A 14,823-nucleotide genomic window follows, 5' to 3' on the forward strand; every position below is an offset into this window, starting at 1 on the left:
GGGGGAAGCCGGCCTACGGACACTTGAGGCGCGCCGGAATTGTCCATAGAACTGGTCCGCTTCGCCGGAGGAACGACATCCGAATGTTCAAGAAGATCCTGATCGCCAACCGTGGCGAGATTGCCTGCCGCGTGATCAAGACGGCGCGCAAGATGGGCATTGCCACCGTCGCGGTCTATTCGGATGCCGATCGCGATGCCGTGCATGTCGAAATGGCCGACGAGGCGGTGCATATCGGACCTTCGCCGGCGGCGCAGAGCTATCTGCTGCCGGAGAAGATCATTGCCGCCTGCAAGGAGACCGGTGCCGAGGCCGTCCATCCGGGCTACGGCTTCCTGTCGGAGCGCGCTTCATTTTGCGAGGCGCTGGAGAAGCAAGGCATCGTCTTCATCGGGCCGAAGCCCAAGGCCATCAAGGCGATGGGCGACAAGATCGAATCGAAGAAGTTCGCCAGCGAAGCCAAGGTCTCCACCGTGCCGGGTTGGCTCGGCGTCATCGAAGACGCCGACCATGCCGAGAGGATCGCCGGCGAGATCGGCTATCCGGTGATGATCAAGGCTTCGGCCGGCGGCGGCGGCAAGGGCATGCGCATCGCCTGGAGCAAGGCGGAGGTGCGCGACGGTTTCGACAGGGCACGTTCGGAGGCGAAAAGCTCCTTCGGCGACGATCGCGTCTTCATCGAAAAATTCGTCGTCGATCCGCGCCATATCGAGATCCAGGTGCTGGCCGACGCGCATGGCAATGCGCTCTATCTCGGCGAGCGTGAATGCTCGATCCAGCGTCGCAACCAGAAGGTGGTCGAAGAGGCGCCGTCGCCATTCCTCGACGCCAAGACCAGGAAGGCGATGGGCGAGCAGGCGGTGGCGCTGGCGAAAGCCGTCGACTACCAGAGCGCCGGCACGGTCGAGTTCATCGTCGACAAGGACAAGAACTTCTATTTCCTTGAAATGAATACGCGATTGCAGGTCGAGCACCCGGTGACCGAACTGGTCACCGGTATCGACCTGGTCGAGCAGATGATCCGCGTCGCCGCCGGCGAGAAGCTCGCCATCAAGCAGAGCGACGTGAAGCTCAACGGCTGGGCGGTGGAAAGCCGCCTCTATGCCGAGGATCCTTTCCGCAACTTCCTGCCGTCGATCGGCCGGCTGACCCGCTACAGGCCGCCGCAAGAGGGCACGTTCGGCGACGTCGTCATCCGCAACGATACCGGCGTTACCGAAGGCTCGGAAATCTCGATGTTCTATGACCCGATGGTGGCGAAGCTCTGCACCTGGGCGCCGACAAGGCTGGAGGCGATCGACGCCATGTCGGAGGCGCTCGACAGTTTTGTCGTCGACGGCATCGAGCACAACATCCCGTTCCTTTCGGCGCTGATGCAGCACCCGCGCTGGCGCGAGGGGCGGCTGTCGACGGGCTTCATCGCCGAGGAATATCCGGACGGTTTTTCGCCGGTCGCGCCGGATGGTGAGGAGAGGGCGGTATTCGCCGCCGTCGCAACCGCGATCGAACTTTTGCGCCGCGACCGGCTCGACCGCCTGAGCGGCCTGCTGGCGCCGCATTCCGGCCATCTCAAGCGCGAGTGGGTGGTCAAGATCGGCCCTGACTATCTTCCGGTCGCGATCGTCGACGGCATGGTCTCCATTCCGATGGAGGTCGATCTGGCGATCGACGGCGGCAAGCCGCTGACCGTTGCCTCCGACTGGCGGCCGGGCGACGCGCTCTGGCAAGGCAGGGTCGGCGGCGACAAGGTCGTCGCACAGATCCGTCCGATGCTCAACGGCTTGAGCATTGCCTGGAAAGGCATGTCGGTGACGGCGCGCGCCATGCTGCCGCGCACCGCGGAACTCGAAAGGCTGATGCCGGAAAAACTGCCGCCGGACACCTCGAAGATGCTGCTCTGCCCAATGCCCGGCCTCGTGGTCTCGATCGCGGTGGCCGAGGGCCAAGAGGTCAAGGCCGGCGAGACGCTGGCCGTGGTCGAGGCCATGAAGATGGAAAACGTGCTGCGCGCCGAACGCGACCTCACGATAGCCAAGCTCAACGCCAAACCCGGCGACAGCCTGGCGGTCGATGCCGTGATCATGGAGTTCGCCTGACAAGAGGCGGTAGCCGGCCGTAAGCCTGTGCCCTGTGGGTCATTTGTGCTGGACTGGCATGTCCCTGTCCGGGACAATACATCTGCATGGATTTTGAGTCTCTGGGACAGCGCGAAAAAACATGGCGGATGAACGACTTCCACGCGACCCGTTGCAGCGCGAAGCAGCCGTGAAGGCCGCGCGGCCGGAAGCGCCGGCGCGGACCTTCATCCATTTGCGGGTGCACTCGGCCTATTCGCTGCTCGAAGGCGCGCTTCAGCTTGGCGCGATCGTCGGTCATGCGGTCAAGGACGAGGCGCCGGCGATAGCGGTCACCGACACCAACAATTTGTTCGGCGCGCTCGAATTCGCCCAGAAGGCGGTCAAGGACGGCGTCCAGCCGATCATCGGCTGCCAGGTCGATCTCGCCTTTTCCGGCGAGGCGAGCGACGGCCAGCGCGACCGCCGCCGACTTGGGCCGGAGATGTCGCCGGTCGTGCTGATCGCTGCCAGCGAGGCTGGCTATGCCAATCTCGTGCGGCTGATCAGCAAGGTTTATCTGGAGACGCCGCCCGGCGAGCCGGTGCACCTGACCAGCGCCATGCTGGAAGGCCGGTGCGACGGGCTGATCTGTCTGACCGGCGGCCCGCGCGGTCCGATCGGCAGCGCGCTGAAAGCGGACCGGCGCGACCTTGCCGAACAGCGGCTGCTGTTCCTCAAGGGCTTGTTCGGCGACAGGCTTTATGTCGAGCTGGAGCGGGTTGCCGGCTACGACCGCATGGTCGAGAAGTCGACGGTCGACCTGGCCTACACGCACGACCTGCCGCTGGTCGCCACCAACGAGGCGTTCTTCTCCAAGCGCGAGGACTACGAGGCGCATGATGCCCTGATCGCCATCGCCGAGGGATCGGTGGTCGCCGCGGACAATCGCCGGCGGCTTTCGCCGGACAATTTCCTGCGCAGCCAGGCCGATATGGCGCGGCTCTTCTCCGATCTGCCGGAAGCGATCGACAACACGGTCGAGATCGCGATGCGCTGCTCCTACTATCCGAAGAACCGCAGCCCGATCCTGCCGCGATTCACCGGCGCCGACGCAGCCGACAAGGACGCCGCCGAGAAGGCGGAAGCCGCGGAGCTTGCGCGCCAGGCGCGCGAGGGGCTGGAGGCGCGGCTTGCCGCGCACGGGCCGACGCCGGGCTACACGGTCGAGCAATATCGCGAGCGGCTCGAATTCGAGCTCGGCATCATCGAAAAGATGAAGTTCCCCGGCTATTTCCTGATCGTCGCCGACTTCATCAAATGGGCCAAATCGCAAGGGATTCCGGTCGGGCCGGGCCGCGGTTCGGGCGCCGGCTCGCTGGTCGCCTATTCGACGACCATCACCGACATCGACCCGCTGCGCTTCTCGCTGCTGTTCGAGCGCTTCCTCAATCCGGACCGCGTTTCGATGCCGGATTTCGACATCGACTTCTGCCAGGACCGCCGCGAAGAGGTCATCCGCTACGTCCAGCGGAAATACGGACGCGACCAGGTGGGCCAGATCATCACCTTCGGAACGCTGCAGGCGCGTGCCGTGCTGCGCGACGTCGGCCGCGTGCTTCAGATGCCTTACGGCCAGGTCGACAAGCTCTCCAAGATGGTGCCGCAGAACCCGGCCAATCCCGTCAAGTTGGCGGATGCCATCGCCAACGAGCCGCGCTTCGCCGAGGAGGCGGAGAAGGAGCCGATCGTGCAGACGCTGCTCGACACGGCGCAGAAGCTCGAGGGGCTTTATCGCCATGCCTCCACGCACGCCGCGGGCATCGTCATCGGCGACCGGCCGCTGTCCGAGCTGGTGCCGATGTACCGCGATCCGCGCTCCGACATGCCGGTCACCCAGTTCAACATGAAATATGTCGAGCAGGCGGGTCTGGTGAAGTTCGACTTCCTCGGCCTGAAGACGCTGACCGTGCTGGAGACAGCCGTGAAGCTCATCCGCCGGCGCGGCGTCGATATCGACCTTGCCCGCATTCCGCTCGATGACAAAGAGACTTACTCGATGCTGTCGCGCGGCGAGGTCGTCGGCGTGTTCCAGGTTGAAAGTGCCGGCATGCGCAAGGCGCTGATCGGCATGCGGCCGGACTGTATCGAGGACATCATCGCGCTGGTGGCGCTCTACCGCCCCGGCCCGATGGAGAACATCCCGACCTACAACGCCAGAAAGCATGGCGAGGAGGAGATGGCCTCGATCCATCCCAAGATCGACCATCTGGTGAAGGAGACGCAAGGCGTCATCGTCTACCAGGAACAGGTGATGCAGATCGCGCAGGAGCTGTCCGGCTATTCGCTCGGCGAAGCCGACCTTCTGCGCCGCGCCATGGGCAAGAAGATCCGCGCCGAGATGGACAAGCAGCGCGAGCGCTTCGTCTCCGGCGCGGTCGAGCGCGGTGTGTCCAAGCCGCAGGCCGACTTCATCTTCGACCTTCTGGCGAAGTTCGCCGACTACGGCTTCAACAAGTCGCACGCGGCGGCCTACGCTGTCGTCTCCTATCAGACCGCTTATCTCAAGGCGCATTACCCGGTCGAGTTCCTGGCGGCGTCGATGACGCTCGACATGAGCAACACCGACAAGTTGGCCGACTTCCGCCAGGACGCCATGCGGCTTGGCATCGAGGTGGTGGCGCCGTCGGTGATGACCAGCTTCCGCCCCTTCGAGGTCGGCGAAAACAAGATCTTCTATTCGCTGGCGGCGCTGAAAGGTGTGGGCGACGCGGCGGTCGAGCACATCGTCGAGATGCGCGGCGAGGAGCCGTTCAAGAACCTTGCCGACTTCTGCGAGCGCGTCGATCCGAAGATCGTCGGCAAGCGCGTCTTCGAAAGCCTGATCATGGCCGGCGCGCTTGATTGCTTCGGCCATGACCGCGCCCAGATGATGGCCGGCGTCGAGCGGATGATGGGCCTGGCCTCGCTGGCGCAGCAGAACGCCATCTCCGGCCAGGCCGACATTTTTGGCGCGTCGCTCGGCAGCCAGTCGCAGGCGCTCAACCTGCCGGCGACCGATCCTTGGCTTGCCGCCGACCGGCTGCACCGCGAGTTCCAGGTGGTGGGTTTCTATCTCTCCGCGCATCCGCTGGACGAGTACAAGGTAGCGCTTCAGAAGATGCGGGTGCAGAACTGGGCGGAATTTTCGGCCGCGGTCAAACGGGGCGCAGCCGCAGGCCGGCTCGCCGGCACCGTCACCACCAAGCAGGAGCGCAAGACGCGCACCGGCAACAAGATGGGCGTGGTGCAGTTCTCCGACACGACCGGCCAGTACGAGGCGGTGCTGTTTTCCGAAGGCTTGGCGCAGTATCGCGACATGCTGGAGCCCGGCCGCTCGGTGGTGATCACCGTTTCGGCTGAGGACCGGCCGGAAGGCATCAATCTGCGGATCCAGACCGTGCAGTCGCTGGAGGACGAAGCCAGCCGCATCCAGAAGGCGCTGCGCATCTTCGTGCGCGACGCGGTACCGCTCGGCACGCTGGCCAACCAGCTTTCGGTCAAGGGCGAGGGGCAGGTGAGCTTCGTGCTGATCAAGGACGCAGGACAGGGCGAGGTCGAGATCGAACTGCCCAATCGCTACCGCATTTCACCCCAGGTGGCATCGGCAATGCGCGCGGTGCCGGGCGTGGTGGAGGTCGAGCTGGTTTAATTCAGGGCGTTGCCGTCTCAGCCTCCGCCACTTGCGGCGTCTTGCGCTGCAGGTTGAGCAGGTTGCCGGCCAGAATCAGCGCTGCGCCGCCGGCGGTGAAGATGTCGATCTGCTCGTGATAGAGCAGCCAGCCGACCAGTGCCGACAGCGGCACGCGCAGGAAATCCATCGGCGAGATGAGGGTGGCGTCCGCATAGGCCAGTGCGCGCGCCATGCAGAAGTGCGACGACATGCCTGTGAAAGCGATCACCACGATCCATGGCCAAAGCGCAAGCGGCGGGTTGCGCCACTCGTAGAGCGCGGGAAGCAGGCCGAGCACCGACTGGATGATCAGCATCCAGAAGATGATGCGCACGACGCTGTCGGTCCGCGTCAGCGACTTTACCATGACCACCGAAGTGCCGAAGCAGACCGCGGCGCCCAGCACTATGAGTTGCCCCGGGTTGACCGAGCTGACGCCTGGACGCACGATGATGATCACCCCGATCACGCCGAGCACTATAGCCGTCAGCCTGGGGCTGGAGAGCCGTTCGCCGAGAAAACTGACCGCGAAAACAGCGGTCCAGATCGGTGTGGTGAATTCAATGGAAATCAGCACGGCAAGCGGTATCAGCGTGAGCGCATAGAGCCACGCCGCCTGGCCGGTATAGTGGATGACATTGCGGGCGATATGCGTGAACGGGCGTTTTGTGAGCATCGCCGGGAAGCCGCCGCTTGTCATCACCAGCGGCAGCAGGATGAAGAAACCGATCACCGAGCGCAGTTCCAGCACCTGGAAGACGTTGAGGTCGCTGGTCGTGGCGCGGCCGGCGACGGTCATCGCCAGGAAGGAGGCGATTGACAGCGCCATCCAGAATGCGGCTTTGGGGATCGAGGGAGCGGGTGCCATTTGGGACTCTATCTCGCAAGCCCGGACCTGGGCTGCAACCATTAGCGGCGTCATTCCACTGGGCCAGAGATTCGTGTCAAAAAACAGTCATCGCCACGACGGAACCTGAGGCCCGGGCATCCGTTAAGCCCACGCCTTCCATCGGCAGGTGCCGGCCGAAACCGTTTCAAACTCTTCCTGGAATTGTACGAGTGATCGCGAGAGGGGGACACCTTGATGAAATCGACCGCTGCTTTGCTGGCTGCCGCCTGTCTTTTCTGCGCGACCGGCGCGCATGCCGACGAGGCGGCTTTCCTGCGCTCGCTGCAGGGCAAGTTTTCCGGCAAGGGAACGGTCAGGATCAGGACGAACACGCCGGTGATGAACATCAACTGCACCTTCACCTCGGACGCGACGGCGGACTCGCTGTCGCTTGATGGCACCTGCCGTGCGTTCTTGATCATGTCGCGGGAAATCCGCGCCGACCTGAAGGTCAGCGGGGCGAGCTACACCGGCACCTATATCGGCTCGCGCAGCGGACCCGCCGGGCTCAACGGAAGCCGCAAGGGCGATGCGATCGACCTGGACATCCACTGGGCGAAAATCGTCAATGGCGACCGCGACGCGGAGCTGACGGTCGAGAAGATCGGGCCGGACAATATGCGCATGACGGTGACAGACATGGATCCGGCCACCGGCAAGATGGTGGTGACGAGCCGGATAGATCTAAAGCGCGACTGACCCATCAATCCTCCAGCGGCTCGGGCGGATTGGCGGCGCGGCCCTTGCCGAATGTATAGCCGGTCTCGACGGCTTTCCTGCCGAACTTGTCGCGCAACGTGTCCATCGCGCCTTCGGCCAGCGCGCGCTTGCGCGACTGCAGGTCGACCAGATCGGGAGGGTCGGCCTTGTCGTCGTCGGAGAGGTCGCTGACGCCGATGCCGAGCAGGCGGAACTTGGTGCCGTCGGCCTCGCGGCGCAACAGGTCGAGGCCGGTCTGGAAAATGCGGTCGGCCAGCCGGGTCGGATCGCCGAGCTGGCGGTTGCGGGTGCGGGTCTTGAAGTCCTGCGTCTTCAGCTTCAGCACCACGGTGCGTCCCGCAATGCCGGATTTCTTCAGCCGCGCCGAGACCTTTTCCGAAAGGCCGCGCAGCACCGGCACCAGATCCGCCAAGGCTCCGATATCGGTGTCGAAGGTGGTCTCGGCCGAGACGCTCTTGGCATCGCCGTCCGGGTCGACCGGGCGGTCGTCCTCGCCGCGTGAAAGTCTGTACAGCCGGTCGCCCATCACGCCATAGCGGCGCATCAGGTCGCCGCGCTCCATGCGCTGCAACTGGGCGATCATGCGGATGCCGTCGCGCTCCAGCGTCGCGGCCAGCGCCTTGCCCACGCCCCAGATCATCGTCACCGGCTGCGCGGCGAGGAAGCTCGGGGCCTCCGCCTCGCCGATCACCGAAAAGCCGCGCGGCTTGCGGAAATCCGAGGCGATCTTGGCCAGGAACTTGCAGTAGGAGAGGCCGGCCGAGACGGTGATGCCGAGTTCCTTTTCCACCGTCTGCGCGAAGCGCGCCAGCACCAGCGCCGGCGGCATCCCATGCAGCCGCTCGGTGCCGGCGAGATCGAGAAAGGCCTCGTCGATCGACAGCGGCTCGACCTGGGGCGTCAGAGCCAGCATCAGCGCCCGCACCTGGCGACCGACACCGACATATTTTTCCATGTTGGGCGGGATCACCACCGCTTCCGGGCAGAGTTCCAGCGCCTTGAACATCGGCATGGCCGAGCGAACGCCCTGGATGCGGGCGATGTAGCAGGCGGTGGAGACCACGCCGCGCCGTCCGCCGCCGACGATGACCGGCTTGTCCTTTAGCGCCGGATTGTCGCGCTTTTCGATCGCCGCGTAGAAGGCGTCGCAATCGATATGCGCGATCTTGAGCCGGTAGAGCTCGGCGTGGCGGACCAGGCGCGGGCTGCCGCAGCGATCGCAGCGGCGCGTCTCCGAGCGTTGGAGCGCCAGGCAGTCACGGCAAAAACCGTGTTCGGGATTGTTGACAGGAGTCGCCATCGCTGCGAACATAAAGAGAACAAACGCAATGGTACGACAGCGCAAGGCTGGCAACAAGCTTGGCCTGGGGAGAACGCATGAGCACGACCATAGCACCGCTGACCCCCGAGCGCTGGGCCGATTTCGAGGACCTCTTCGGCAAGCAGGGCGCCTGTTACGGCTGCTGGTGCACGCATTTCCGGCTGGCGCCGGCGGAGCGCCGCGCCAGCGACAAGGAACGCAACAAGGACCTCATCAAGGCGCGCATAGAGGCAGGTCCGCCGCCGGGACTCCTGGCGTTCGAGGACGGCAAGGCCGTCGGCTGGATGCAGGTCGGCCCGCGCGCCGACGTGCCCGAGTGGAACAATCAGGGCAGGGGCTCGGCCCCGATTGATCCGGCCGACGCCGGCGATCCGAATGTCTGGGCGATCTCCTGCTTCTTCATCCGCGTCAAAGCCAGGGGCCGGGGCGTCACGCACCGCCTAGTCGAGGGCGGCATCGCCTTCGCCCGCGAGAATGGCGCGAGGCTGCTCGAAGCCTGCCCGATCGACCTGTCGCGCGATTCGCGCTCGATCGGGCTTTTCGTCGGCTCGTCGCGGGTGTTCGAGAAGGCCGGCTTCAAAAGGCTCGTGGAGCGCAAGCCCGGCCGGCCGCTGATGCGGCTGGTGCTTTAGCCGAATGCGCTTTTGGCCTACAGTGGGCGTCTTGCGGCTGTAACGCTTCTTGCCTACCAGAAGCCATTGTTTCGTCTTCCGACAGCACGGAGAACCGACGTGAAGCGTATTTTGCCACTCGCCTTTGCCCTCGCGCTCAGCGCGCCCGCTTTTGCCCAGACCGTGGACAGCCAGGGAGCCAAGCAGCTTTCCGACGATCTGGCGCGCTATTTCGGCAAGCAGGCGTTCGACAAGGGCGTGCTCAAGGTTTCGGTGGAGGGCGACGCCTACAAGATCGCGCTCGACATCAAAGCGCTCGTCAATGCGGTGCCGGAGCAGAAGCTCCTGAAATTCGACATGGCGCCATACGCGCTGATGGTGAAGCCGCGCAGCGACGGATCATGGGACGTCTCGTCGAATTTCTCGCAGGGCGCGTCGTTCGAGTTCGATGGGCCGGAAGGCCGCCAGAGCATGGAATTCACGATCAAGGACGGCAAGCTGACCAGCGTTTATGATCCGGCCCTTGCGGCCTTCACCAATGCAACCAGTTCCTTGGCCGGGATGACCATGACGTCCCGGGACGCCAAGCAGCAGGCCGAGGCCTCGACGGGCGCCGGCACCGCCACCGTTGTCGCGACCAAATCCGCCAATGGCGGCGTGGACTTCACGGCGACCCAAAAAGTCTCGGACTTCGTCGAGACCATCAAGGTCAACGATCCCGACAACGGCATGAATTTTCCGCTCACCTTGAAAACGCCGGAACTTTCCGTTGACGCGACCGGCAAGGGCGTGCGGACGAAGCCGCTGCTCGACCTGCTCGCCTTCGCCGTGGCGAATGAGGACGAAGCCAATCTCAAGGCGAACCAGGCCGAGCTCAAATCGCTGATGCTGGCCGCGCTGCCGATCTGGCAAAGGGTCGACGGCAATTACGGCTTCAAGGATTTCATCGTGGAAAGCCCTATCGGCGAATTCGGGGCGAAGCAATTCAGCACCGCATTCGGCATGGACGGCGTTTCCCAGAACGGCAAGGTCGATTACACGATCAAGGCAACCGGGCTGACGATCCCGCATCAGACCCTGCCCCAATGGACGGTGCCGCTGCTGCCAACGGATATCGACCTGAATTTCGGCGGCGCCAATATCGATCTCGATACGATGGCGAAAAAGGCGATCGAAGCCTTTGATCTCAATAAGGAACCACCGCTCTCGGATGAATTCGGCAAGGCTTTGGTCGCCGATTTCAAGGCCAAGAATCCCAAGGTCGTCATCGGGCACAGCACGGTGAAGAACGGCGACATCGAGGTCGCGCTGGAAGGCGAGATGACGTTTCCCGGCGAGAAGCCCGATGCGACCGTGACCATCGACGTCGCCGGCTACGACAAGATCGTCGATGCCCTGAAGGAAGGAGCCAAGAGCGATGAGCAGATGGCGCAGGCCTTCCCGTTTGCGTTGGCCGTCAAGGGCTTCGGCAAGACGCTGCCGGACGGCCGGCTGGAGTGGATGATCAACACCAAGGCCGATGGATCCGTCACGGTCAATGGCGCCATGCTGAAGGGGCCGGACGAGGTCCAGGACAACAGCGCGGGACAGGACGACAATTCGAGCGGCGATGATGGCGCGAACGGAACCGATGGTTCAACCGGAGGCGACGATTCGGACGGCGGCGACAACGGCGGGGCGGGCGCGAAGCTGCAGCCCTGAGCATCAGGTCTCAGATTTCAAAGATGTTTTATCCCGAAATCGGTTCTCGTTTTCGGGACATGTGCCCTAAAGCCCAAGCGCGACAGCGATCTTGGGCGCGGCCTCGCGCCAATCCTCGACCGAGACGATGTCCTCCGGCGTCGGCGGCAGGAAGGCACGCAACGAGTTGTCGGCCATCAGATGGAAGAGGTGGGCGTCGGCCACGGAATTGCGCGCCGAGACCAGGTTGGAGGGCTGGTCGTCGACAAAGGCGACCGGCCGACCCTTGAGGCCCCGCAGTTTCGCGATCGCCGGTCCCTTGGCCATCTCCGTCGTCAGCAGCGGGTAGTCGAGCCCCAGCGCGTCGAGATGGGCGCGGCGCACGGCGCGATGCTTGTGGGGCATCGCGGTCAGCAGGACGATCTCTGCGCCTTGTCCAAGCATCGCCAAGGCGTCCGCCGCGCCCTCGGCGATGCTTTGCCAATCCGCCTGGGTGTCGAAGAATTCGCCCAGCAGCGCCGTCACTTCCGGCTGCTCGATCAGTCGGCCGGTCGCCGTTTCGGCGATGTTGCCGGTGAGGCGGAAGGAAGTCAGCGTCAGCCCGAAGCCGCGCGTCTTGAGGAAATGCGGAAAGGGCCGGACGAATTCGAGCACGACATCGTCGACATCGAGCACCAGCAGCGGCCGGTCGTCGGCGGCAAGCTCCTCGATCTGCCGCGCCGTCTCGGGATCGTCGCTCATGTCGAGCGCTCGTGATCGTCGTTGCCGAGCGGAAGCGCGCGTAATGCCTTGCCGACAGCGGCCGGCGGCGTGCCGGTCTCCTCGGCGAAGCGCAGCAGCGTCGGCTCGTGAGCGAGGATGAATTGCAGGACGCCGGCAAGGAAGCCGGGCTCCGCGGCGGCTTTGCGGATCGAGTTGGCCTCGATGCCGGTGATCGCCAGGAAGCGGGGAAGAAGTTCCGGATCGGCGGCGACGAAGCCCAGCGCCTTGACGGCAATGGTTTCCGCTTCCTCGCGCATTGACGCTGCGTTCGCCATCACTACCTTTGCAATGGTGGATTTTTGAGTCTCCTACCGCAGTAACGGCAAGCGTCGCTTGCGGCAAGCCTCCGCTCTCTCCTGTGCAAGCTCCGAAGGTGGAGTTGATGCAGCTTTCCAACCTCCGGTTTCCGTTTCGTCAATCATATTGGGCTAGGGTGGAACAGGGTTGGGTGCGGTCCGAAGGGGACGCATTACGACGGCCTTCGGCATCGAGGGCGGTCGGGACGGGAAATTGATGGCTAAGAAGGTCATGATCGTCGAGGATAACGAGCTCAACATGAAGCTCTTTCGGGACCTCATCGAAGCCAGCGGTTACGAGACAGTCCGTACACGCAATGGGCTGGAGGCGCTGGATCTGGCGCGCCAGCACCGGCCGGATCTCATCCTGATGGACATCCAGCTGCCCGAAGTCTCCGGCCTGGAAGTGACCAAATGGCTGAAGGAAGACGACGAATTGCACTCGATTCCGGTCATCGCCGTCACCGCCTTCGCCATGAAGGGCGATGAGGAGCGGATCCGCCAGGGCGGGTGCGAGGCCTATATCTCCAAGCCGATCTCGGTGCCCCGCTTCATCGAGACGATCAAATCCTATCTGGGCGATGCCTGATGCCCGTGACCAGCAGAACCGGAGCCTTTTGAGATGACCGCGCGGATCCTCGTCGTCGACGATATCCCCGCCAATGTGCGGCTGCTGGAGGTTCGGCTGCTTGCCGAGTATTTCGAGGTGCTGACGGCCAATAACGGGCCGGATGCGATCGAGACCTGCGAGAACGGCAAGGTCGACGTCGTGCTGCTCGACGTGATGATGCCAGGCATGGACGGGTTCGAAGTCTGCAAACGCCTGAAGGGCGATCCGGCGACCTCACATATACCGGTCGTCATGATCACCGCGCTCGACCAGGTCTCGGACCGGGTGCGCGGCCTCGAGGCCGGCGCGGACGATTTCCTGACCAAGCCGGTCAACGACCTGCAGTTGATGACGCGCGTGAAGAGCCTCGTCAGGCTGAAGTCGCTGACCGACGAGCTCAGGCTGCGCGCCTCGACCACGCGCAATATCGGCATCGAGGAACTTCTGAGCCGCGATTTCGCGACCGACGACGTCAAGCCGAAGGTGCTTCTCATCGACGAGCGCAGATCCTCGGTCGAACGCATCCAGAAGATGCTGCGCAACAGCGCCGAGCTCGATGTCGCGGCTGATCCCAACGCAGGGTTTTTCCAGGCGGCCGAGACACCGTATGAGTGCGTGCTGATCTCGACCGCCTTCGCCGGTTTCGATGCGCTGAGGCTCTGCTCGCAACTGCGTTCGCTCGACCGCACCCGCTTCCTGCCGATCATGCTGCTCGCCGATGAGGGCGAGGAGGGCCGCATCCTGCGCGGGCTGGAGCTCGGCATCAACGACTACCTGATCCGGCCTATCGATCAGCACGAGTTGACGGCGCGGCTGCGCACACAGGTGCGGCGCAAGCGCTACAACGATCAACTGCGCGCCAGCGTCGCCCAGACGATCGAGATGGCGGTGATCGACGGTCTGACCGGGCTTCACAACCGGCGCTATCTCGACAGCCATCTGCAGACCCTGTTCGATCGCGCCGCAGCGCGGCGTCGGCCGCTTTCGGTGATGATCACCGACCTCGACCGCTTCAAGTCGATCAACGACACCTATGGCCATGACGGCGGCGACGATGTGCTGCGCGAATTCGCCAAGCGGCTGCGCAAGAATGTGCGCGGCATCGATTTGGCCTGCCGCTTCGGCGGCGAGGAGTTCGTCGTGGTCATGCCGGACACCGACGGCGCGGTCGCCGAGAAGGTGGCCGAGCGCATCCGCGCCGAGATCGCGCAGGCGCCTTTTGCAGTCGGCAACGACGGCAAGACGATCGAGGTAACGGTCAGCGTCGGCGTGTCCTCGCTGCTGAAGGGGACCGACAGCGTCGCCGCGTTGATGAAGCGCGCCGATCTTGCGCTCTATGAAGCCAAAAGCGGCGGCCGCAACCGGGTGGTCGCCAAGGCGGCCTGAAGCGCCTAGCCATCTTCCGGACTTGCTGTTTATGCTCTAGATTTAGATTTTGCGCATGTTCGCGCTTCAGCGGCATGCCTGCAAAGGCGCCGATTCCCGGCTGTCCCCAGAAGGTTACGAATTTACCTTAACCCGAGCGATTCGCGAGCGGTGGTTAAGAAATGGTTGATTTTTATAAGGTCTTGCGCAAATCTGCGGCCCATAGACAGAAGACGAGGCCGGCACGAGGGTAGACTAGCCGGCTCGATCCGAAAATACCCCATGATGCTCAGGTCCGCCGCATCTCCTGGGTCCGTGGGGTCGGCCGGCCGGCGCTGGCACATAGTGGCCTCCTCGTACCGCTGCCAAACGCCGACCGGCCCCCTTTTCCTACAAAAGCCGCCGACCGACCTTGCGCTGGCAGCCGCGCGGGCCCTTCGGCCGCCCGATCTTTCCTCCCGCCGGAAAACCGTGCCGGACTTTTCCTGGAATTGCTCCAAAAAACAAAAACGCCGCCCGGAGGGCGGCGCTTCGATTCCTCAGGATTACCAGATTACTTGATCTTGGTTTCCTTGAACTCGACGTGCTTCTTGGCGATCGGATCGTACTTGCGGAACGAGAGCTTGTCCGTCTTGGTACGGCTGTTCTTGCTGGTCACGTAGAAGAACCCGGTGTCGGCGGTCGACAGAAGCTTGATCTTGATGTTTGCGGCTTTGGCCATGATGTTCGTCCGTTAATGTTCGTGGAGTTTTGGCCGCTGGAGCACGGGGAAAACACCCGGACGCGGGAAACTTGGCGCGACA

General features: G+C 63.8%; 12 protein-coding genes. 7 read left to right on the forward strand and 5 right to left on the reverse strand.

All coding sequences use genetic code 11. The features are described from left to right. Positions 1 to 83: 83 nt before the first annotated feature. Together DPM35_RS12880 and dnaE are read left to right on the forward strand one after the other, a co-directional pair. Positions 84 to 2,096 (forward strand): acetyl-CoA carboxylase biotin carboxylase subunit, encoded by a 2,013-nt coding sequence (locus DPM35_RS12880; protein ID WP_112127623.1) that lies wholly within the window; start codon positions 84 to 86, stop codon positions 2,094 to 2,096. 121 nt (positions 2,097 to 2,217) lie between these two features. Further along, positions 2,218 to 5,745: a DNA polymerase III subunit alpha gene (gene dnaE / locus DPM35_RS12885; RefSeq protein ID WP_112127624.1), complete on the forward strand. Its 3,528-nt coding sequence runs from the start codon at positions 2,218 to 2,220 to the stop codon at positions 5,743 to 5,745. A gap of 1 nt (position 5,746) precedes the next feature. On the opposite strand, the gene DPM35_RS12890 is transcribed toward dnaE, so the two are convergent. Further along, positions 5,747 to 6,634 carry a DMT family transporter gene (locus DPM35_RS12890; protein WP_112127625.1) on the reverse strand — a complete coding sequence of 296 codons (888 nt, stop codon included), beginning with the start codon at positions 6,632 to 6,634 and terminating at the stop codon, positions 5,747 to 5,749. A 216-nt stretch (positions 6,635 to 6,850) separates the two neighbouring features. On the opposite strand from DPM35_RS12890, the gene DPM35_RS12895 reads away from it, so the two are divergent. Continuing rightward, complete coding sequence (locus DPM35_RS12895; protein WP_112127626.1) at positions 6,851 to 7,354, forward strand: hypothetical protein; 504 nt, start codon at positions 6,851 to 6,853, stop codon at positions 7,352 to 7,354. A gap of 4 nt (positions 7,355 to 7,358) precedes the next feature. Here DPM35_RS12895 and DPM35_RS12900 read toward each other — a convergent pair whose 3' ends face one another. Beyond that, a complete protein-coding gene (locus DPM35_RS12900) occupies positions 7,359 to 8,687 on the reverse strand; it encodes a DNA polymerase IV (protein WP_112127627.1) in 1,329 nt (442 codons plus the stop codon). A gap of 65 nt (positions 8,688 to 8,752) precedes the next feature. Here DPM35_RS12900 and DPM35_RS12905 point away from each other — a divergent pair, with 65 nt between their 5' ends. Continuing rightward, complete coding sequence (locus DPM35_RS12905) at positions 8,753 to 9,328, forward strand: GNAT family N-acetyltransferase (protein ID WP_112127628.1); 576 nt, start codon at positions 8,753 to 8,755, stop codon at positions 9,326 to 9,328. A gap of 99 nt (positions 9,329 to 9,427) precedes the next feature. Beyond that, complete coding sequence (locus DPM35_RS12910; RefSeq protein ID WP_112127629.1) at positions 9,428 to 11,008, forward strand: hypothetical protein; 1,581 nt, start codon at positions 9,428 to 9,430, stop codon at positions 11,006 to 11,008. A gap of 66 nt (positions 11,009 to 11,074) precedes the next feature. Here the strand turns inward: DPM35_RS12910 and DPM35_RS12915 are convergent, their stop codons facing one another. Together DPM35_RS12915 and DPM35_RS12920 are read right to left on the reverse strand one after the other, a co-directional pair. After that, positions 11,075 to 11,728, reverse strand: coding sequence for a hypothetical protein (locus DPM35_RS12915; RefSeq protein WP_112127630.1), 654 nt, complete (start codon positions 11,726 to 11,728; stop codon positions 11,075 to 11,077). Then, positions 11,725 to 12,024 (reverse strand): DUF3572 domain-containing protein, encoded by a 300-nt coding sequence (locus tag DPM35_RS12920; RefSeq protein ID WP_112127631.1) that lies wholly within the window; start codon positions 12,022 to 12,024, stop codon positions 11,725 to 11,727. The genes DPM35_RS12915 and DPM35_RS12920 overlap by 4 nt, the downstream gene beginning before the upstream one ends. Before the next feature lie 238 nt (positions 12,025 to 12,262). On the opposite strand from DPM35_RS12920, the gene DPM35_RS12925 reads away from it, so the two are divergent. Both DPM35_RS12925 and DPM35_RS12930 read left to right on the forward strand, forming a co-directional pair. After that, positions 12,263 to 12,634: a response regulator gene (locus DPM35_RS12925; protein ID WP_027166515.1), complete on the forward strand. Its 372-nt coding sequence runs from the start codon at positions 12,263 to 12,265 to the stop codon at positions 12,632 to 12,634. A gap of 33 nt (positions 12,635 to 12,667) precedes the next feature. Then, a complete protein-coding gene (locus DPM35_RS12930) occupies positions 12,668 to 14,041 on the forward strand; it encodes a PleD family two-component system response regulator (protein WP_112127632.1) in 1,374 nt (457 codons plus the stop codon). A gap of 532 nt (positions 14,042 to 14,573) precedes the next feature. Here DPM35_RS12930 and rpmG read toward each other — a convergent pair. Continuing rightward, positions 14,574 to 14,741, reverse strand: a complete 168-nt coding sequence (gene rpmG / locus DPM35_RS12940; RefSeq protein ID WP_040995604.1) for a 50S ribosomal protein L33 — start codon at positions 14,739 to 14,741, stop codon at positions 14,574 to 14,576. Positions 14,742 to 14,823 lie beyond the last annotated feature (82 nt).

Origin of the sequence: Mesorhizobium atlanticum (assembly GCF_003289965.1) — a bacterium.
GTDB classification, from domain to species: domain Bacteria; phylum Pseudomonadota; class Alphaproteobacteria; order Rhizobiales; family Rhizobiaceae; genus Mesorhizobium; species Mesorhizobium atlanticum.